The sequence below is a fragment of the Kribbella steppae genome (assembly GCF_004342025.1).
GTDB lineage: Bacteria > Actinomycetota > Actinomycetes > Propionibacteriales > Kribbellaceae > Kribbella > Kribbella steppae.
The window spans coordinates 491,805-511,803 of the sequence record NZ_SLWN01000005.1; the positions used below are offsets into that span (position 1 = coordinate 491,805).

General features: G+C 68.2%; 17 protein-coding genes and 9 tRNA genes. 17 read left to right on the forward strand and 9 right to left on the reverse strand.

All coding sequences use genetic code 11. The features are described 5' to 3' along the window. Positions 1–68: 68 nt before the first annotated feature. Positions 69–857 carry an NmrA family NAD(P)-binding protein gene (locus EV652_RS17210; protein WP_132210139.1) on the reverse strand — a complete coding sequence of 263 codons (789 nt, stop codon included), beginning with the start codon at positions 855–857 and terminating at the stop codon, positions 69–71. Positions 858–1,279: 422 nt separating this feature from the next. Between EV652_RS17210 and EV652_RS44050 the strand changes: the two genes are divergently transcribed. The 14 genes from EV652_RS44050 to EV652_RS45795 all read left to right on the forward strand — a co-directional run bounded on the left by EV652_RS44050 (position 1,280) and on the right by EV652_RS45795 (position 6,009). After that, positions 1,280–1,348, forward strand: a tRNA-Trp gene (locus EV652_RS44050). A gap of 178 nt (positions 1,349–1,526) precedes the next feature. Then, a tRNA-Pro gene (locus EV652_RS17215) sits at positions 1,527–1,602 on the forward strand. A 92-nt stretch (positions 1,603–1,694) separates the two neighbouring features. Then, positions 1,695–1,768 (forward strand) — tRNA-Arg (locus tag EV652_RS17220). Positions 1,769–1,968: 200 nt separating this feature from the next. Further along, positions 1,969–2,045, forward strand: a tRNA-Leu gene (locus EV652_RS17225). Positions 2,046–2,114: 69 nt separating this feature from the next. Then, on the forward strand, positions 2,115–2,561 hold the full coding sequence (locus tag EV652_RS17230; protein WP_132210140.1) for an HNH endonuclease: 447 nt from the start codon (positions 2,115–2,117) through the stop codon (positions 2,559–2,561). Positions 2,562–2,593: 32 nt separating this feature from the next. Then, a tRNA-Gln gene (locus EV652_RS44055) sits at positions 2,594–2,666 on the forward strand. A gap of 105 nt (positions 2,667–2,771) precedes the next feature. Then, positions 2,772–2,863, forward strand: a tRNA-Ser gene (locus EV652_RS17235). Positions 2,864–2,891: 28 nt separating this feature from the next. Beyond that, positions 2,892–4,085: an RtcB family protein gene (locus EV652_RS17240; RefSeq protein WP_132210141.1), complete on the forward strand. Its 1,194-nt coding sequence runs from the start codon at positions 2,892–2,894 to the stop codon at positions 4,083–4,085. 48 nt (positions 4,086–4,133) lie between these two features. Continuing rightward, a tRNA-Ser gene (locus tag EV652_RS17245) sits at positions 4,134–4,221 on the forward strand. Between the two features lie 13 nt (positions 4,222–4,234). Then, positions 4,235–4,308: transfer RNA gene (locus EV652_RS17250), tRNA-Glu, on the forward strand. Between the two features lie 98 nt (positions 4,309–4,406). Continuing rightward, positions 4,407–5,234, forward strand: coding sequence for an alpha/beta fold hydrolase (locus EV652_RS17255; protein WP_132210142.1), 828 nt, complete (start codon positions 4,407–4,409; stop codon positions 5,232–5,234). A 17-nt stretch (positions 5,235–5,251) separates the two neighbouring features. Next, positions 5,252–5,668, forward strand: a complete 417-nt coding sequence (locus EV652_RS17260) for a methyltransferase family protein (protein ID WP_199238226.1) — start codon at positions 5,252–5,254, stop codon at positions 5,666–5,668. Beyond that, positions 5,669–5,752: transfer RNA gene (locus tag EV652_RS44060), tRNA-Tyr, on the forward strand. It abuts the gene before it with no gap. A gap of 134 nt (positions 5,753–5,886) precedes the next feature. Beyond that, a complete protein-coding gene (locus EV652_RS45795; RefSeq protein WP_255512598.1) occupies positions 5,887–6,009 on the forward strand; it encodes a hypothetical protein in 123 nt (40 codons plus the stop codon). A 119-nt stretch (positions 6,010–6,128) separates the two neighbouring features. Here the strand turns inward: EV652_RS45795 and EV652_RS17270 are convergent, their stop codons facing one another. The 7 genes from EV652_RS17270 to EV652_RS17300 all read right to left on the reverse strand — a co-directional run bounded on the left by EV652_RS17270 (position 6,129) and on the right by EV652_RS17300 (position 16,687). Then, positions 6,129–7,508 carry an FAD-binding oxidoreductase gene (locus EV652_RS17270; protein ID WP_132210144.1) on the reverse strand — a complete coding sequence of 460 codons (1,380 nt, stop codon included), beginning with the start codon at positions 7,506–7,508 and terminating at the stop codon, positions 6,129–6,131. Between the two features lie 118 nt (positions 7,509–7,626). Continuing rightward, positions 7,627–8,493 carry a U32 family peptidase gene (locus EV652_RS17275; protein WP_132210145.1) on the reverse strand — a complete coding sequence of 289 codons (867 nt, stop codon included), beginning with the start codon at positions 8,491–8,493 and terminating at the stop codon, positions 7,627–7,629. Further along, positions 8,490–9,794, reverse strand: coding sequence for a nickel pincer cofactor-dependent isomerase, group 22 (locus tag EV652_RS17280; RefSeq protein WP_132210146.1), 1,305 nt, complete (start codon positions 9,792–9,794; stop codon positions 8,490–8,492). The genes EV652_RS17275 and EV652_RS17280 overlap by 4 nt, the downstream gene beginning before the upstream one ends. Further along, positions 9,794–11,626 carry an IlvD/Edd family dehydratase gene (locus EV652_RS17285; protein ID WP_132210147.1) on the reverse strand — a complete coding sequence of 611 codons (1,833 nt, stop codon included), beginning with the start codon at positions 11,624–11,626 and terminating at the stop codon, positions 9,794–9,796. Before EV652_RS17285 ends, EV652_RS17280 begins: the two co-directional genes overlap by 1 nt. Beyond that, complete coding sequence (locus EV652_RS17290; RefSeq protein WP_132210148.1) at positions 11,623–13,074, reverse strand: aldehyde dehydrogenase (NADP(+)); 1,452 nt, start codon at positions 13,072–13,074, stop codon at positions 11,623–11,625. The genes EV652_RS17285 and EV652_RS17290 overlap by 4 nt, the downstream gene beginning before the upstream one ends. Next, a complete protein-coding gene (locus EV652_RS17295; RefSeq protein WP_132210149.1) occupies positions 13,071–13,961 on the reverse strand; it encodes a fumarylacetoacetate hydrolase family protein in 891 nt (296 codons plus the stop codon). Before EV652_RS17295 ends, EV652_RS17290 begins: the two co-directional genes overlap by 4 nt. 11 nt (positions 13,962–13,972) lie before the next feature. Continuing rightward, positions 13,973–16,687, reverse strand: a complete 2,715-nt coding sequence (locus EV652_RS17300) for a UxaA family hydrolase (protein ID WP_132210150.1) — start codon at positions 16,685–16,687, stop codon at positions 13,973–13,975. Between the two features lie 161 nt (positions 16,688–16,848). On the opposite strand from EV652_RS17300, the gene EV652_RS17305 reads away from it, so the two are divergent. The 3 genes from EV652_RS17305 to EV652_RS17315 all read left to right on the forward strand — a co-directional run bounded on the left by EV652_RS17305 (position 16,849) and on the right by EV652_RS17315 (position 18,663). Beyond that, on the forward strand, positions 16,849–17,529 hold the full coding sequence (locus EV652_RS17305; RefSeq protein ID WP_132210151.1) for a GntR family transcriptional regulator: 681 nt from the start codon (positions 16,849–16,851) through the stop codon (positions 17,527–17,529). Between the two features lie 37 nt (positions 17,530–17,566). Beyond that, the gene (locus EV652_RS17310; RefSeq protein ID WP_132210152.1) at positions 17,567–18,214 is read left to right on the forward strand and encodes a DAPG hydrolase family protein; all 648 of its coding nucleotides are present in this window, start codon (positions 17,567–17,569) and stop codon (positions 18,212–18,214) included. Positions 18,215–18,318: 104 nt separating this feature from the next. Then, positions 18,319–18,663: a VOC family protein gene (locus EV652_RS17315; protein ID WP_132210153.1), complete on the forward strand. Its 345-nt coding sequence runs from the start codon at positions 18,319–18,321 to the stop codon at positions 18,661–18,663. Positions 18,664–18,790: 127 nt separating this feature from the next. Here the strand turns inward: EV652_RS17315 and EV652_RS17320 are convergent, their stop codons facing one another. Next, positions 18,791–19,987, reverse strand: a complete 1,197-nt coding sequence (locus tag EV652_RS17320) for a Gfo/Idh/MocA family protein (RefSeq protein WP_132210154.1) — start codon at positions 19,985–19,987, stop codon at positions 18,791–18,793. Between the last annotated feature and the right edge of the window lie 12 nt (positions 19,988–19,999).

Sequence of the window (19,999 nt, forward strand, 5' to 3'; positions counted from 1 at the left end):
TCTTGCGTGCTGACGAGGTGAGGCCGACGGGTGGGGCTGTGTGGTGCTGGTCGGAGCGGGGAGCGCCGTCACGGGGTGGGCCAGGTGGCTGTGCGGGTGTAGGTGCGGAAGGGGATGGGTGGGCGGCCGGTGAGGGCATCGACGGTGGGGGTTGGGAGGGAGTCGCCGAGGGATTGTTGGGTGGCGAAGTAGGCGATCTCGGCTTCGACCTGGTCCGCCGGCGCGGTGGATGCCTGCCGGTAGTCGTCTGGTGTCCCTTTGTAGTGGATGGGGCGGCCGGTGGCTTCGGAGATCTGGGCGACGGCTTCGGCGAAGGTCAGGGCTTCGGGGCCCGTGACTTCGTAGGTCTGGCCGATGTGGCCGGTGCCGGTGAGCGCCTCGACGGCGACCGCGGCGATGTCTTCGGCGTCGACGAAGGAATGGCGGATGTCGCCGAGCGGGAGGACGAGCTCGCCGGCCTGGATCGCCGGGAGGAAGAACCCCTCGTCGAAGTTCTGGTTGAACCAGTTGGCGCGGACCACGGTCCACTCGACGCCGGACTCGCGGACCAGTCCTTCAGCGGCGAACAGACGGTCGTCGATCTCCTCGGCATGCAGGGTCGACAGCAGCACGAGTCGTCGTACGCCGGCTTCGACGGCCTGCTCGATGAAGGCCGGCTCGACCGGTACGCCGTCCGGCGCCATCACGTAGATCCCTGTCACGCCCTCCAGCGCCGGGCCCCAGGTCTGTGGGTCGGTCCAATCGAACACCACCTCTCCACGTCTGGAGGCGGCTCCTACGACGACGTCCCGCTCGCGGAGGAGTCGCGTGACCCGCCGGCCGGTCGAGCCTGTCGCGCCGAGCACAAGAACAGTCATGAACCCATCACAGCAGATCGCGTCGACAACGGAACCCGTCGCGGCCGGGTCGCGTCGGAGGAGGCGGGAAATGGCAATGGGAACAATTGATCGAGGAAATGCGTTGACTTCTTTGTGAGGCTTGGGTCAGACTAATGCCCGCAAGGAACTACAGACCAAGGAGATCACCGTGTACGGGAAAGCGAACGCGAGGCAGGCGTGGCAAGCAGCCATCGCCTTGTCGGCGTACCCCCGACCGGTGCGCGACGACCGATCCGTCTGCGAAGACGCCTTCTATCACCAGCTCGCCAGCGAGCTGGGCCCGAGTCCGGGCGGCCTACCTGTGTGATCTCCAGCGGGAGATCATCCCAGGAGCCGTCTGAGCCGGGTATCCGGCGCCAGGCGGCTCTTTTCTTTTGCCGCACGCCCGCACTTCTGACCACGTCGGTGAGCAATGGCTGCTGACCGGATTCCAAACCCGCGTCGCGAGGGTTCGATTCCTTCCACCGATGCTTTGTTCGGCATTTACGAATGCCGACTCGAACAATTGACAACTGGACATTCATCGCATTTTCCGCCGGGCCGCCGAGGCCGCGGCGGACCTTCCTGCGGCGCCGTGCGTGCGTCGGGGAAGACGCCCGGGCGCGTCCCGGGCAACCGTCCCCGGGACCGCACGTCCCGGGGACGCGACCAGCTGTGGGCCAGCGGCCAGGCCACCTCATTTGGGTTGAGGGCGACGGGGGTTCGAGTCCCTCCAGCTGGACCAGGCGCCCGCAGGATGCTCAGCTACCGGCCGAGCGGGCGCCCCAAACGTGCCCTGCGACGGAAATCCGCACCACATCCGGCGCAGGGCGCTCCACGCCCGTGGCTCAACAGGAGAGAGCACCGGTCTACGAAGCCGGGGAGTGCAGGTTCGAGTCCTGCCGGGCGTGCTGTGTCCCAAATAGAAGAAGGCGATGCGCTGTGGCCCTGGAGGAAGCGGGTTCGAGCCCCGCCGGACACCCCAAGTACTACGACCAACCACTACCGCCCTGTACGACGACCACACCGCAACCACATCACCTCGTACGGCGGTCGCCGTACCAGTAAGGCGTGTGCGGCAACGCGTCGTACAGGGAGACAACAAGTACCTGCGGCCCTCGCCCAATTGGTAGAGGCATCTGGTTCAGAACCAGGAGGTTCGGGGTTCGAGTCCCCGGGGCCGCACCACACGACCGACACCGAGATCACCGACCCGGCGGCGCGCTGTCGGGCACACTGGAGGGGAGGAGGAACCACATGAGCGGTGTGATCGTGCTCAACGCCTCGTACGAGCAACTGCATGTCGTGTCGATCCAGCACGCCATCCGGATGCTCGTCCGGGAGGTCGCCGTCGTCGAGGAAGCGCATGACGGCGCGAGCATCGGACCGTTCCCTCTCCCCCGCGTGCTACGGCTGGTGCGGTACGTCGTGACCAAGTGGCGGTACGCCTCTGGACGGCTGCAGTACACGCGGGCCGGCGTACTGAAGCGGGACAAACACACCTGTGCGTACTGCGGTAAGCCGGGCGCGACCACCATGGACCACGTGGTGCCGCGATCCCGTGGTGGGCGTGGCGAGTGGCTGAACGCTGTCGCCGCACACGCGTCCTGCAACGAGAAGAAGGGCTCTCGCACGCCCGAGGAGGCCGGTATGCCACTGCTGTGGCAGCCGTGGATCCCCTCGCGTGCTGAGCTGGCGATCTGACGCGGTACCCACCCGGTGCCGCGTCAGCGCGATGCCAGGTGGGCGACGGTGTCCCACCCTCGGTTCTGACCCGAGGTCCCGCAGGTTCGAGCCCTGCCCTGGCAGCTGGTACTGCGTTCATCGCGCAGCCCGAGGGGATCGCGTCGGCACGCGGGCGACTCTTGCACAGTCGCCTCACCGGGTTCGACACCCGGGATCTCCACGCAACAAGGCGGAATAAGCCGAGCTTCGGCCTAACGGCAGCCGTTTCGAAAACGGTCAGCCCTTCAGCGGGCGTGCAGGTTCGAGACCTGCTTCCGCCGCAGACACAGCAAGAAGGAGAGTGGGGAGATGAACGTGGAGTTTCCGGTGGAGCTGAGCGGGGCCAAGAGCTCTACGCTCATGTGGGCTCAGGAGCATGAGGTGGGGGCGCAGGCGCTGCAGCAGCTGCGGAACATCGCGGCGCTGCCGTGGGTGCACGGGGTCCGGGTGATGCCCGACGTACACCTCGGCAAGGGTGCGACCGTCGGGTCGGTGATCGCGATGAAGCAGGCGGTGTCGCCGGCCGCGGTCGGAGTCGACATCGGGTGCGGGATGGAAGGCGTCCTGACCTCGCTGACGGCCGCGGACCTGCCGGACGACCTGTCGGCAATCCGGTCGCGGATCGAGGCCGCCGTACCGGTCGGGTTCAGGGCGCACGAGTACCCGGTCAGCCTGCGCAAGCTCGGGTTGGATCGCGGTTGGGACCGGTTCTGGGGTTCGTTCTCGAGTTTGCACGACGGGGTGCAGGACCGGGAGAAGAAGGCGCAGCAGCAGATGGGTTCGCTGGGTGGTGGCAACCACTTCATCGAGGTCTGCCTCGACGACGAGGACCGCGTCTGGCTGATGCTGCACTCGGGCAGCCGCAACATCGGCAAGGAACTCGCCGAGCGGCACATGCGGATCGCGCGGACCCTGCCGCACAACGCCGACCTGCCGGACCGCGATCTGGCGGTGTTCCTGTCGGGTACGGCGGAGATGGACGCGTACCGGCGGGACCTCACGTGGGCGCAGGAGTACGCGTCGCGCAACCGTGCGGTCATGCTGGCGCTGGTGATGCAGGCGGTGCGGGAGTCGTTCGCGGAGGAGGTCCGGTTCGAGCAGCCGATCTCGTGCCACCACAACTACGTGGCCGAGGAGCACATCGACGGCCTCGACCTGCTGGTCACCCGCAAGGGCGCGATCCGGGCGGGGCGCGGGGACCTCGGGCTGATCCCGGGGTCGATGGGCACCGGGTCGTACGTCGTGCGCGGGCTCGGCTCGGAGCGGTCCTTCTACTCGGCCTCGCACGGGGCAGGCCGGCGGATGAGCCGCAACGAGGCGAAGCGCCGGTTCACGGTCGAGGACCTGATCGCCCAGACCGCCGGGGTCGAGTCCCGCAAGGACGCCGGTGTGCTGGACGAACTGCCGGCGGCGTACAAGGACATCGAGTCGGTCATCGCCGCCCAGTCCGACCTGGTCGAGGTCGTCGCCCACCTCAAGCAGGTCATCTGTGTGAAGGGATAGCAGTACGGCGGCCGCCGTCGTCAGGGGAGACGGCGGCCGCCGGGTCGGGGTGAGGTCCGCCTGTAGGCAGGGGCAGCGGTTTGCTAAACCGTCGGCCGGTTCGGCCGGTCCGCGAGTTCGAATCTCGCTCTCACCGCGTGGCACGCAGGGCCCCGTTGGTCTAGTTGGTCAGGACGTCCGGTTCTCAGCCGGAAGATCACCGGTTCGAATCCGGTACGGGGTACGTGGTTCTGCGCATCTCCGGGTCCGCCCGGGCTGCGTGGTTCTTCGGAAGCGGAGATGGTGAGCACTGCCTAGTGTGAGTGGCGGGGTGAGCTGAGCATGGACCACAGGGCGCGGTTGTTGCAGGGGCTTGCCGTCGAGGAGCGCCGGCTCGAGGTCGGCGGCGTCGGCACGACTGTGCTCGAGGCTGGGGATGGTCCGCCGTTGGTGTTGCTGCATGGCGGCATCGAGTGCGGCGGCATCTATTGGGCGCCGGTCATCTCCCGCCTCGGGCAGCACCACCAGCTCATCGTCCCCGACGCACCGGGCTTGGGCGAGTCCGATCCGGTTGAGCAGCTGGATCTCGCGACCTTCAGCGATTGGATGACCGCGCTGCTGCGGTTGACCTGCGAGGAGCCGCCGATTCTGGTCGCGCACTCGTTGCTCGGGACTCTGGCAGCAAGGTTTGCGGGCAGCCACGGCGAGCTGTTGCGACAGTTGGTGATCTACGCAGCGCCAGGGGTCGGGCCGTACCGGATGCCGATCGGGCTTCGGGTCGTGGCGATCAGGGTCGCGGTGCATCCTTCCGAGCCGAACATGGAGCGGTTCGAACGCTGGGCGTTCGCCGACCTCGATCGGGTACGACGGCAGAACCCGGACTGGATCGACGCCTTCACCACCTACACGCGGGGCCGTGCACGCGTTCCGCACGTCAAGCGGACGATGCGCCAACTGGTAGCGACCGGCACCAAGCAGGTCCGCGAGCGGATCGACGTGCCGACGACGATGGTGTGGGGTGCGCAGGATCGGATTGTGCCGGTGGATCTTGCCAAGGCGGCGAGCGCGAGGCTTGGCTGGCCGTTGCAGGTGATCGACGATGCCGGCCACGTGCCGCACATCGAACAACCCGACGCCTTTCTCGAGGTCATCACACGAACGCGAAGCTGACCGCCGTACTGCGGAATGTGCCGATCCCCGAGGCCAGTCTGGCCGGGATCGCAGCCGGGTTCGCGCTCGAGCAACTGAGCCCGTGGAGGTTGAAGCGCCGGCGATCCACCGGGTGGTCGATCGTCGGGGCGGGCAGCCTCATTATCGCCCAGTCGTTGAAGGCAGCGGGGAGCACGGAGCTGAGCCGGCCGCAAAGCCTCGTGACGAGCGGGCCGTACGCCGTCAGCCGCAATCCCATGTACGTCGGATGGGCCCTGCTCCAACTGGGGATCGGAGTGGCCGCCGGGTCCGGGTGGGTTTTGGCGACGTTGCCGTTCGTCGGCGCGGCTGTCCACCGGGGAGTTCTGAGCGAGGAACGACGGCTCAGCGAGAAGTTCGGGGATGAGTACTGGCAATACTGCGCGACCACTGGTCGCTACCTCCCCCAGCGATGAGCAGGAGCGCCACCGTGGGAGAGGTGGGGCGGGCTGTAACCCCGTCGCCGCGAGGCTGAGCAGGTTCGAATCCTGCCTCCTGCACGGACCCAGGGCAAAGGTGCCCTGGGCAATCAAAAGCAATGCGAAAGAGAGGAGGACCGGCCATGGCCGACCTCAGGAACAGAAAGCGAGTGCCCGGCGGTAGGACCGGTGCTCCAGTGAAGCAGGGTCACGCGATGCGTCGAGTGCAGCTTGCCTGCGGGCACGTGCAGCGTGATCGGATCGCCCACGCCGGCGATCACGTCTGGTGTGAAGCCGACTGCTCCGACTGGGTCCGCGTCGTCTCGGTCGAGGAGTAACACTCAGGTACGCCGCCCAGCCGGCGGGCGAGGCGGCGTACCAAAGGACCCTCTGGTGACGGATGCACGCCTGGCTCTCCGAAGGCCGGGTCCCTGGTTCGACTCCAGGCAGGGGGACTTCAGAGGAAGAGTTTGTCCGGGTTGAGGAGGTTGTCGGGGTCGAAGACGGCCTTGATCTCCCGTTGCAGGCGCAGGCCGACCGGCCCGAGCTCCTGCGCCAGCCAGTGGCGCTTGAGCTTGCCGATGCCGTGTTCGCCGGTGATGGTGCCGCCCAGCGCCAGACCGAGTTCCATCACCGCGCCGAAGGCTTCCAGGGCACGCGCTTCGGCGGCCGGGTCGTCGCGGTCGAAGACGACGGTCGGGTGCATGTTGCCGTCACCTACGTGCCCTGGGCAAAGGATCAGTACGTCGTACTTCGTGCCGATCTCGGCGATCCCGCGCAGCAACGCAACCAGCTTCGACCGCGGTACGGCGACATCGTCGACCAGCGTGACGCCGAGCGGCTCGATGGCAGGGTTCACCAACCGGCGGGCCTCGAGCAGCATCCGCGATTCTTCGGCATCCGACGCCTCCGCGACCTCGACCGCGCCGTGCTCGGAACAGATCGCGGCGATCAGCGCGACGTCCTCCGCCGCCCGCGGCCCGCGATCCGACTGCGCGATCAGCAGCGAACCGACATCGGCCGGCAGTCCCATGTCCCGGTAGTCCTGGATCGCCCGGGCCGTCGGCCCGTCCAGGAACTCCAGCAACGACGGCCGCAGCCCAGAAGCCATCACCGCGGCAGCAGCAGCGATCCCGTCCTCGATGGACAGGAACGTGGCCGCCGCGGTCAACGCGGCCTCAGGTGCAGGACGCAGCGCCAGCGTCGCCTCCGTGACGACACCGAGCGTCCCCTCGGATCCCACGATCAACCGCGTCAGGTCGTACCCCGCGACGCCCTTCGCCGACCGGCGGCCGGTCCGGACGACCTCACCCGACGCCAGCACCACCTCCAGGCCACGCACGAAGTCCGACGTCACGCCGTACTTCACACAACACAATCCACCGGCGTTGGTCGCGATGTTGCCACCCACCGTGGACATTTCCCACGACGACGGATCCGGCGGATAGAACAACCCCTTCTCCAGCACAGCTCTGGACAGCGAAGCGTTCACCACACCGGGCTGCACCACCGCGACCTGATCCTCGACCGAGACCTCCAGGATCTCCGTCATCCGCGAGGTCGACAGGAGCAGGCACCCGTCGATCGCATTCGCCGCCCCCGACAGCCCGGTGCGCGCGCCCTGAGGAACCACCGGAACGCCGAACGCACCGGCAGCCTTCACCACCTCGACCACCTCGGCCGTCGACGACGGCCGCACCAGCACCCGAGGTACGCCGGCCGTGCAGAAGGTCGCGTGGTCGTTGCGATGAGTGTCCAGTACGTCGGGATCGTCCAGAACAGCCTTGTCACCCAGCGCCGAACGCAGCCGGGCGACAAGTGGATCGGAGGAGGTCATGGGGCCTCCCGGCCTGGACTGAGGAGCGGAGGGAGCGCAGCGACTGGAGTGACGAGGGAAGGCCGGGAGCCAAGGCCCCATGACCCTGCCGGCGCCGAAGGCCCGGCCAAAAGCACTGTCATCCCTCATCCTGTTCGGCCAATAGCCGCAGGATCAACTCTGCTCGGCGGACTCGCTCGCGGCCGAGGGCTTCCGCCGTACCGGACAGGTGGGCGCCGACCGGGTAGATGTTCGGCGCGTTCCGCAGCCCCATCTTCAGGTACACCGGCGCTGCGACGCGCACGATCTCCGGTACGTCGTAGAACCGCACGTGCCCGCCCTGGTCGTCCGGGACCTCGATGTACATGTCGATCGGCACCGACGTCACCGACCGGATCTCCGCCAGCACCGGCACCGGCAGGTCGGTCGACACGTTCAGGCTGGTCGCACCCAACCGCTCGTACAACCGGGCCGTCGGAGCGTTCGCCAACGGCATCAGCACCGAAGTCTTCAGTACCAGGTCCGAAGGCAACGACCCGTCAATCTTCAACTCACCAAGGATTTCCAGTACGCCGAGATCCCCGACGAGCAGGCTGCGCACTCCGAGCTCAACCGCCCGGAAGGCATCACACAGCGACGCGGCAACCATCTCATTGCCCCGGGCAACACCACCGACAGCGGCCGACACCTTGGCCTGGCCGCCGATGTCCCAGGCACCGCGCGGCCCGAGGAACAGGCAGACCTCGACGCCGGACGACGCACCGAGCGAGAGCATCTCCTCGATCTCGGCGTCGGTCAGCATCATCACACCGCTGCCCTGCGACACCCGGTGGATGGTCACCCCACGGGTCTTGGCCTCCTCCAGCACGGCCGCCATCACCCGCGGCCCTTCACAGGAAGGAATCTCCACCTTGTACGGCGATCCGTCACCGAACGTGGCCGCGGACGTCTCGCCCGGGCGGAAACCACGATCGGCCAGCAGCGCGTGTGCCTCGCGAAGGTTCATGCGTCACTCCAGGGTCCGAGCCGGCCGGCCGACGTCAGGTTCCGCGCCGTCCCGGTGATCTCCAGATCGAAACGGTCACCCGCCTCGGTCAGCAGTGCCGGCGTCACCATCAACTCGTTCGGGGAAAGGGTGTCCTTGATCCGGGCCAGCCGGAGCTCGGACCAGTCGCGCCGGCCGCACATCGTCGCGGCGGCGAGGACGGCGGCCTCGTCGTCCTCCATCACCATCGGCAGCCGGGACCGGCGGGCTCCGCCGGCGCCGGACGTCAACGCGTTCACGTAGCTCACCTGCAGGTCGATCTGCTCCAGCATCCGGGCCGGGATCACGTCGGCCAGGCCGAGGCCGGACGCGTTCCCGTGCGACGCCGCCGAGAGTGAGTGCACGCTGATCGCCGCGATCGACGGCGACTCGAACTCGGGGATCCCGTGCACCCAGCACCGGCCGATCACGTTCGTGTCCATCCCGGCCCCGGACTTGTCCTTGCCCATCTCGTCCACGACCAGGACATCCAGTTCGTCGAACGGCAGCCGCCCGAGCAGGCTGCCCGCTCGTTGCAGCAACGCGTTCTCGGCCGGCCCGGCGATCCCGTCGGCGTCGACGAACTCGACCGCGGCGGTGCGCTCCAGTGCGTTCTCGAGGATCGCCAGACCACCGAGAATCTTGCCCTGGGCAATGACCATCCGGGCCGCGGCCTCGATCGCACCACCCAGGGAGGGAATCCCACCGGCGTGCAGGGAAGCCGCGCCGGAGTGATTCCCCAGACCGATCGCCAGGATCTTCGCCAGGCCGCTCTCGATCGGACCACGGAAGTCCGTGTGCGGCTTGACCCGGTTCACCAGCAGTACGCCGTCCGCCTTGGCGACCAGCGCGTCGTGATGAACCGGCGTACCGTCGGACAAGGTGCCGACGACAACGGTCTCCATCGTTGCCTCGACCGGGCAACCGACCGACTCCGGTGTGATCCCGAGCAAGGCCAGCATCTCCAGCTGACCTTCGGCCGTCGCCCCGCCGTGCGAACCCATCGCAGGTACGACGAACGGCGCGGCACCGACCGATGACAGCCAGTCCACCGCCGCCTTCACCACCGGCACGAGATCGTGGATCCCCCGGCTGCCCGCAGTCACCGCGATCCGCGCGCCCGGCAGGATCCGCTCCCGCAGCGGCTCGAGGGCTGCCTGGGCGTCGGCGTACGGGTCAGCCGAGCCGAGGACGTCCGGGAGCAGCCGGCGGATCGGCGTGACCTGCGGGATCACACCAGTCGGCCGCAACCCCCGGATGGCTTCGAACGGGCCCCAGTTCATCAGTGACTCTGCCGGGCCACGGCCGAGCCGGTTCGGCCGACCAGGAAGTCGAGGTCGCAGCCCTGGTTCGCCTGGGTGACGTGGTCGACGTACAGCCGGGCCCAACCGCGATCGCTCGGTGCTGTCGGCGGCTGCCAGTCGGCCCGCCGCTTCTCCAGCTCCTCCTCCGGTACGTCGAGGTGCAACCGCCGCGCCGTCACGTCCAGCTCGATCCAGTCACCCGTCCGCACCAATGCCAACGGACCACCCACGGCCGCTTCCGGCGTGACATGCAGTACGACGGTGCCGTACGCCGTACCGCTCATGCGCGCGTCCGAGATCCGCACCATGTCGTCGATGCCCTGCTCGGCGAGCTTGCGCGGGATCGTCATGTTGCCGACCTCCGGCATGCCCGGGTACCCACGCGGGCCCGCGTTCTGGAGCACCAGCACGGTGTCCGCGTCGACGTCGAGATCCGGATCGTCGACGGCCTTGTCGTAGTCCTCGATGGCCGTGAACACCAGCGCCTTGCCGCGGTGCCGCAGCAACCGCTCCGACGCCGCCGACTGCTTGATGACGGCACCGTCCGGCGCCAGGTTCCCCTTCAGTACGGCGGTCCCGGCGCCGCTACCCAGGGGGTTGCCGACCGCACGGATGACGTCGGTGTCGACGGTCCGCTCGGCGTTCGCGACGTTCTCGCCGATGGTCTTGCCGGTCACCGTGATCGCGTCGGTCTTCAGCAGCGGAAGGATCTCCTTCATCACCGCGGGCAGCCCGCCGGCGTAGTAGAAGTCCTCCATCAGGTACTTGCCCGACGGCTGCAGGTCCACCAGCCACGGCACCCCGCGGGCCCACTCGTCGAGGTCGTCCAAGGTCACGTTGACGCCGACCCGGCCGGCGATCGCGAGCAGATGGATGACGAAGTTGGTCGAGCCGCCGATCGCCGCGTTCGCGCGGACCGCGTTCGCGAAGGCGTCCCGGGTCAGGATGTCGCTCGGCTTGAGGTCCTCGTGCACCATCTGGACGATCCGCTGACCGGTCTGCTGGGCGATCGAGTAGCGCCGCGAGTCGACCGCGGGAATGGCCGCGCCACCGGTCATCTGCAGGCCGAGCGCCTCGGCCATGCAGGCCATCGTCGACGCCGTGCCCATGGTCATGCAGTGTCCGTTGCTGCGGGACATACCGGACTCGGCCGCGGCATAGTCCTCCTCGGACATCCGCCCGGCGTTGCGGTCCTGGGTGAACCGCCAGACGGCCGTCCCCGAGCCGATGTCGCAGCCGCGGAACTTGCCGTTCAGCATCGGGCCGCCGGTCACCACCATCGTCGGCAGGTCGACGCTGGCGGCGCCCATGATCGAGCCGGGCGTGGTCTTGTCGCACCCGGTCAGCAGGACGGCGCCGTCGATCGGGTTGCCGCGCAGCGACTCCTCGACGTCCATGCTGAGCAGGTTGCGGAACAGCATGGCGGTCGGACGGAGCATCGTCTCGCCGAGCGACATCACCGGGAACTCCAGCGGGAACCCGCCGGCCTGCCAGACGCCGCGCTTCACCGAGTCGGCGAGCCGGCGCAGGTGCGCGTTGCACGGGGTCAGCTCGGACCACGTGTTGCAGATGCCGATCACCGGGCGGCCGTCGAACACCTCGTCGGAGAAGCCCTGCGCGCGCATCCAGGACCGGTGGATGAACCCGTTGCGGCCGTCCTCGCCGAACCAGTGGTCGAAGCTACGCCGGCCGATCGGCGCCTGCGGCCTTTCACCACCGAAGCCACCGGTCTTCTCCGGTGTCGGTGCACCGGGTACGTCGCCCGGGAGTTCGGCGTCGACCGGGTCGTTGGTCGGGGGAAGATCGCTCATCGAGACACCTCACCTGTTGTCACAGAGCCGTTCACCCGGCGGCTGATCCCAGCCGGGTTGGAGTCCTTCAGTACGGCGGGCAGCACCGCATCCGGCGTGTCCTGGTAGGCCACCGGACGCTGGAACCGGCGGGCCGCGGTCACCCCGACGCTGGTGTGGATCGAGCCGACGGTCGAGGGGAACGGGCCACCGTGGTGCTGTGCCCAGGAGACGGCCACACCGGTCGGCCAGCCATTCCAGAGCACGCGTCCAGCCCTTGCCGTCAGCAACGGAAGCAGCTCGCCCGCAAGCTCGGTATCCGAGGACTCGGCGTGCAGGGTCGCGGTCAGGTTGCCCTCGAACGCATCGACCGCGGACCGCAGTTCGTCAAGACCGTCGTACTCGACGACGATCGAGACCGGGCCGAAGCACTCTTCGAGGATCTCGTCGCGGCGGGCCAGCAACTCGGTGACCGTTGTCTGTAGCAACGTCGCGCCGGCGGATGCCCAGACGCGAACGCCTTCGACCTTCTGCAACCGGTCGAGACCGGAGGAGAAGCCCTCCTTGATCCGGTCGTTCAGCATCGGCGCTTCGGCGACTCCACCGGCGGCCTCGGTCAGCTGCTCCTGCAGGCCATGGCCCGCGGGCAGGAAGAGCAGGCCGGGCTTGGTGCAGAACTGACCGACGCCGAGCGTGAACGAGCCGACGTACCCGGTCGCGATGTCCTTGCCCCGGGCATCGACCGCGGCCTGGGTGACGAAGACCGGGTTCAGGCTGCCGAGCTCGCCGTAGAACGGGATCGGTTCGGGTCGCGTGACCGCGATCTCGTGCAGCGCCTTCCCGGCAGGGACCGAACCGGTGAAGCCGGCCGCGGTGATCCGCGGGTCCTTCAGCGCGGTGACGCCGACGTCGAAGCCCTGGATCAGCCCCAGCGTGCCGGCAGGAGAACCGGCGACCCGCAGCGCCTCGATCATGACCTCAGCCGTCTTCACCGACAGCTCGGGGTGGCCTGGGTGTGCTTTAACGATCACCGGGCAACCGGCGGCCAGTGCGGACGCCGTGTCGCCGCCGCAGACACTGAACGCGAACGGGAAGTTGCTGGCCGCGAACACCAGCACCGGCCCGAGCGGGACCAGCACCCGGCGCAGATCCGGCCGTGGCACCGGCTTCGCCTCGGCGTCAGCCGTGTCGATGACGACTTCCAGCAGCGAGCCCTCTTCGAGCACCTCCGCGAACATCCGCAGCTGACCGCTGCTCCGCGCGACCTCACCGCGCAGCCGCGGCTCGGGCAGCGACGACTCCCGCATCGCGATCGGCACGAGTTCGTCGGCGGCCGCGTCCAGCGCGTCCGCCACGGCGCGGATCCACCCGGCCCGCACGGCGGGCTCCGAGGCGCCGAGTGCCGGTGCGGCCGCCGCCGCGTCGGCCAGGGCTTGCTCGAGCTCGGCGGGCGTGGTGTCCGGGATCATCGCTTCTCCTCCAGGTTCTCGGTTGCCAGGAACGCGAAGGGTCCCCGGCCTACTGCCACCGTATTCGTCAGCGTTCCGACCTCGGCGATAGTGATCGTGATGACGTCACCCTCGGCCAGCGCGAAGTCCAGTTCGGGCACGATCCCGGTGCCGGTCGCCAGGATCACGCCGTCCGGGAAGTCGTTGGGCAGGAACAGGGCATCGATCAGGACCTGCAGCTCGCGGACCAGCTTCGAGGTGGACGTCGTACCACTGAAGACCTCGTCGTCGCCGCGGCGGATCACCAGGTCGATGGTCAGATCCTTCGGGTTCGCCACCTCCCAGGCGGGGCGGATCCCGGCGGCCAGCGCGCAGCCGCCCGCGAACAGCTTGGCCTGCGGGACGTAGAGCGGGTTCACGCCTTCGATCGAGCGCGAGCTCATGTCGTTGCACACGGTGAAGCCGACGATCTCGCCGTGGCTGTTGGCGACGACGGCGAGCTCCGGCTCAGGTACGTCGTGACCGGAGTCCACCCGGATCCCCACCGGCTCACCGTCCGCGACCACCCGCCAGGCCGGCGCCTTCTGGAACAGCTCGGGCCGATCGGCCGTGTAGACCTTGTCGTACACGGACTGTTCGGCGCTCTCCTCCATCCGCGCACCACGCGACCGCTCATAGGTGACACCCGCGCACCAGACCTCGCCACGCCCGTCGAGCGGCGGCAGGAACCGTACGCCGTCGGCCGGCACGGACTCGCCGACCTTGGCGACCGCGGTTTGCAGTTCGTCGACGGTCAGCCGGAGCAGCTCGGCGAAACTGCCGACGCCTTCGACCGGCGCGACCGTGTCGCCGGTCTGCACGCCGACGACAGGCCGCCCGTCCGGGGACTGGTAACGGACCAAGTGCATATGACTACCTTTCACATTGAGGTACCGAGCAAGCCACGGGTGATCTGGAAACCAACGTTGCCGGAAGCAACCGCTTTGGGAACCATCCTCCGGCTCGCCACCGCCGCGATCGTGTCCAGGCCGGCCCGGGCCTGGTCCGCCGCGTCACCGGTGGCCACCGCATCGAGGTCGTCGCCGTACTTCACGACCGTCTCCGGGTCGTTGCTGAACTCGACGACCGGCACGAATCGCTGCGCGGACAAGGTGCCGCCGGCAACATGCGCGAGAATCTGCTGGACCCCGCCGGCCCCGAACCCGGTCGCGGTCTCCATCCAGTCGGTGCCGGGCATCCGCATCACGTGCCAGCCTGGCTCGGCGAACCGCTGCCCGTGCGCGATCGTCGAGGCGACCTCGCCGACCGATCCGAAGGCGACGGTGCGGAATCCCCCATGCGCAAGAAGGTTTCCGCGTGAGGACAGGACGACGGACCCGCCCGAGCCGACGATCTCGCGACCGATCAAGGCCATCGCCTCGGCCGTCTCGTCGGACAACGGTCCGCGCGCTTCGAGACCGACGGTCAGGTCACCGACCGTTCCGTCGTACTCGATCGGGGCCGCGAGGTCGAAGCTGCTGAACCAGTCCTTGACCCGGGTCCCGACGGCCTCGAGTCCGCCGTCGGCCTGGATGCTGGCCCAACCGAACCGGGCCGGATCCGCGCCGGCCTCGACCAGGCGGGACCGGAAGTAGTCGTTGTGGGTCTTCTCGCAGCCGTGCTCGAGGAGCAGCGCCATCCGCGTGTTCGGGTGCAGCAGGTAGCCGAGCATCGTGCGCGCGAACGTCTCCTCGGAGGCGCCGCCGCTGCTGCCGCATCCCTCGGTGTGCGGCAGCGCGACCATCCGCGTAACCGCGTCGCCGGCCCATTTCTCCAACTCCGCTTGGGCTGCGAGCCTCAGCGCGATCTGTCCCGAACACAGGCTGGTCGGCAGGATCAGTCCGACCGACTCGGGCACCAGCCGGTCGTCGACCTTCAGCAGTCGTACGGCGGTCCGCGCGTTCGTACCGAGGCCCGTCAGCGGGAGTCCGTCGAGCGGGGCGTCGCGGTCCTCGGCAGGGAGGTCGGCGAGCTTGCGGCTCATCCGGCCGTCGGTGGTGATCGAGATACCCTCGCGCGGTCCGCTCTGCCGCCAGTTCCGCCAGATCGACACCTGGCTGTGGCCGGCCATCTCCCCCGCACTCAGCTCGCCCGACGCGACCCGGACGGTGAGGTCGAAGGTCTCCGCGGTCAGCTCGGTCATCGGCGTACCGGTGAGGTACTTGCCCGCGTCCACATCCATCTCGGCGTGCAAGCGCTCGTACCTGGTCGATGTCGTGACGAACTTCAGCGTCGGGACGAACGGGAAGTTGGTGATCGAGCCGTTCCCGGTGGTGAAGAAGATCAGGTTGCAGCCGCTGCCGATCTGGCCGGCCACGGACTCGAGGTCGTTGCCGGGGCTGTCCATGAAGATGTAGCCGTTACCCGGCAGCGGTTCGCCGTAGTCGATCACGTGGTCGAGCCGGACCTCGCGCGGCAGCTTGCGGGCGGCGCCGATCGACTTGAGCACGATGTTGTAGAGACCGCGGTACACGTTGCCGCCGGACGGGTTGCCCTCAGCGGTGTGACCGTGCCAGCCGACGCGTTCCTTGAACGACCGGACGGTCGCGAGGAAGCGACGAGCGGTGTGCAGGTCGCGGACGTTCTTCAGCACGTAGCCCTCGGCACCGATCAGCTCGTCGGTCTCCGCGAGTACGGCGGCGCCACCGTGCTTGATCACCTCGGCACCGACCAGACCGGCCAGCGGGTTGGCCGAGATCCCGGAGAACGCGTCGGACCCGCCGCACTGCAAGGCGATCTTCAGATCGGTGAGCGGGACTTCCACCCGCTGCTGGGAATCCACGACCGGCAGCCAGGGCTCGATCAGCGCACCGGCCTCGGTGAGGTCGTGCTCGAAGCCGGCCTGGCGGGTGAAGTACGCGTGCGGCACCTTGATCGACGGGTAGCCGTGCTCGGCCATGAAGTCCTTGATCGCCTGGCCGGACACCACGTCGTCCTCGGTGTCGACGATCAACACAGCGCCGACGTTCGGGTTCAGGGTGAAGCCGGCCAGGGTGGCGAGCAGGAAGTGCAGGTTGTTCGGGACCTCGTCCTCGCCGCCCTCGGTGTGAGCTACCGGTACGACGCCGTCCCCGGCGGCCGCGCCGTCGAAGCGCCGGGCGAGCTCGGTCACGAACCCGCTGCTGCGCGAGCTGGTCGCCATGATCACCACGTGGTTGCGGGTGCCGGCCGCACCCTGCGCGCGGGGATAACCGAGGAATGTGCCGGGCTGCTCGACGCTCGTCACCTGGGCGCCGAAGTTCAGCGCGGACTCGTCCATCTCGTACGGGTCGAGCGGCTCATTGGTGGCCGACGGCTCGGCCGGGAGACCTTCGACCCCGCGGGCGGTGACCGCGGCGAGGCTGGTCGGCGTACACACGTAGTCGCCGATCTCGAGGTCACGCGAGGCGCGGGCGAACGGGGTGTTCCACGACGTGATCGCCTCGCCGGTGCGGACCGGGCGGACGATGAATCGGTGCCCTTCGAGGATCGTGTGCGGCAGCGTCACCACGGTGCCGTCGAAGTCGATCGGCGTACCGGCGTCGAGCCGTCGGGAACAGATCGCCGCGTTGTCCTCGGCTTCGGGCAGTACGCCGACCTCGTCGAACCTCAGCATGTGTCGCCTCTCTGGATCAACACCGAGTGCGATCGCCTGGTCACCGATTGTGTGACTCTCTGGCTCTCGGACCTCAAATCATGCATGATGCATGATTACAGTGCCACCCTGCCGAAGACGACCGGCCGGGTCAAGGCCGCGACCAGGATCCGGAGAGAGCGATGACGGAGATCGTGGAGCCGCACAATCGACGGCTGCTCCGGCGGCAGATGCTCGCCGACGACGTGTACGAGGCGATCAAGACGATGCTGATGGACCACGTCATCCGGCCCGGTGCGCGGATCTCGATCGACGGGCTGGCGCGCGAGTTCCAGGTGTCGTCGACCCCGGTGCGGGAGGCGCTGGCGCGGCTGGAGTCGGTAGGACTCGCGGACAAGGAGCCGCTGAAGGGGTATCGCGCGACGCCGTTGCTCTCGCTCGCGGAGTTCGACGACCTGTACCGGTTCCGCCGGTTGCTCGAGCCGTGGGCGGCGCGGCGGGCGGCCGAGCTGATCGACGACGACGGTCGCGACCGGCTGAAGGCGGAGCTGGCGACCGCGGTCGAGCCGACATCGGAGGACTACGCCGGCTACAAGTCACTGACCACCCACGACAACCGGTTTCACCTGCTGATCGCGGCACTCTCGGGCAGCGACCAGGTCCGGCTCGCGTTCGAGCGGACCCACTGCCATCTGCACATCTTCCGGCTCCACTACGACCGCGACATCGGCCCCGAGGTCCTCACCGAGCACCGCGCCCTGGTCGCCGCGATCAGCTCGGGTGACCCCGAGGCCGCCGAGGCCGCGATGAACCAGCACATCGACAACTCGATGTCGCTGCGGTTGCGCAAGATCTACGAGTAATCCGTTTCGGACCGCCGGTCGCGGGCACGCGCAGAAGATGAAGGCACCGAACCTGCCGGCGCCGCGCCCGGTCCTGTGGCCACTTCGTCCGCTCGGCTCTGCCGCGGTCACAACCACCTCGAACGATGGCCGGACCGTGGTCACCATCCGTCATGCCCTGCTCGACGACGTCACACCCGAGATGCTGTCGTGGTGGTACGGCCACGTCTCCGGCACGATGCGGTACGCCGGGAAGGTTCGGCCTCGATACCTCGTCTGGCATCCGCTGGACCACATCGCGTACGACGTGACCAGTCCGGACAGCAACGGTGCAGTTGGAGCGGGTGCCCGGCTCCACATCACCGAAGCACCCGGCCGCGACCTCGAGCAGTTGATCGATATCCATGTCGGCGTCGAGCAGATCGACAGCCAGGCGGCGATCATCTCCTCCCGCATGCTGGGTACGGCGCTCGTCCGCCTGGAGAACGAGTTCACCGCGGCCCGCGGCGGGACCCGGTACGTCACCCGGATGACCATCGGCGACACCACCGCCGCAGGCCGACTCGTTCTCAACCGCATCGCCCACAAGCGAGCGTTCCCACCGGCCAAGCTCACCGCCTGGATCCGTCACCACATCGAGGAGATCGGCAACCTGGAGAACTTCCTCCCCGACCTCTTCCGCTACCGCTCCGACCACGAGCCTTAGGTGCCGTGCTCCTGCCCACGCGTGCTCCCGCGGTCGCTCCTCCGTCGCGCCTGTGGCCATGCGTCGACCGGCAGCGCGGTCCGACGTACTGGCTAAGATCCCGTATGGCTCTTGATCTGTTTGCCGGTGTCTCGGTCAGCGACTACGACACGGCCGTCGCCTGGTACACGAAGTTGTTCGGCGCGCCTCCGAGCTTCCTGCCCAACGACATCGAAGCGGTGTGGGAACTGGGCGAGCACCAGTTCATCTACATCGAAGTCGTCCCCGAGCACGCCGGGCATGCTCAACACACCCTCTTCGTCGAAGACTTCGAAGGAACCCTCGGCGCCATCGCCGACCGCGGCCTGGAGCCCGCCGTCCGCGAGACCTACGACAACGGCGTCCGCCACGCCACCTACTACGACCCCGACGGCAACGAAATCTCCTACGGCGGCCCCCCGGTCGAGTAACGGTTCAGCCCGTCGGGGTTGGTCGGGCCACCGTCCCACGTCGCGTCGGCCCACCACTGCCACAGTCCGTCCCACCCACCACGGCACGCACTCACCCGCGGGCGGCAGCCCGCAACTGCCGTCGGGCTCAGGCGGGAGCGTCTCCGTGGTCGGGGATCTCCAGCTGGACGCCGCCTTGCAGGGCGGACTGGTGGGCGTAGATACCCGGGAGCGTGTAGCGGGCGGCGACCCAGGCGTTGACGGGTGGGAGGGTCTTGTCGGCGACGGCGCGGACGAAGTCGTCGGCGAGGAAGTGGTGCGAGCCCTCGTGTCCGTTGTGCAGGCCGTCGAACTCGGCGGGAAGGCGGCTGCGGTCGTGGACCGGGGAGAGGCCGGAGCGGAACGCGTCGCGGAGTGCCGGGTCGACGTTTGCGAGGTCGGCGTCGTCCATCGAGCTGCTCGGCTTGGTCTCCATCAGCTGGCTGATGTCCTCCACGCCTTCCTTGGTCTGCCAGACCGTGGTCGTGGCGAGCTGCTCGAAGCTGCCCTCGGTCCCGAACACGCGCAGCCGGGACTCACGGATGTGCGACGGGTAGCCGACGCGGCGCATCTCATTCGTCCGCATCACCCCGCCGTCGGCCAGCTTGAACAGCGCGGTCGCGTTGCTGAAGTCGTTGTCGAACTGGCTGATCTCCTTGTCGAAGACGCCGTCGCCGCGGTCGTCCTGGACGCCGATGCAGGACACATGCGTGGCATGCTGACCGGTCACCGAGAGAACGTTGCCGACGGCATGCGTCGGGTAGAGCATGGGCGGGAACGAGGCGGTCTTCTTCCACTCCTCACCGCCGCTGTACTGATACGCCGCGTAGAACCCGAGGTCCATGTCGTGGACGTAGTCGCCCTCGGCGTAGAACACCCGGCCGAACTCTCCGTTGGCCAGCTTCTGCCGGCAGTACACCGACGACGGATAGTAGTGGCTGGTCTCACCCATCATGTAGGTCAGGCCGGTCTCCTTGACCAGCTCGATGATCCGGGCGATCTGGTCCGCCTCGATCGCCATCGGGACGGTCGAGTACACGTGCTTGCCGGCCTCCAGCGCGCGGATCGCCATCTCACCGTGCAGCCAGCGCTGCGTGAAGATCGCCACCGCGTCCACATCGGACGCAAGCATCTCCTCGAACGACTGGTACGTGAGGGTGATCCCCTGCTTGGCCGCCATCTCCGCGGTCCGCTCCGGTACGACGTCGGTCAGCCGCACGTCGGACACGTCCGGGTGCGCGGACCACAGCCGCAGGAACGAAGGGGCGAACTGGCCGGCTCCGACCACACCGATGCTGATTCCCATGGAGCAAGGCAA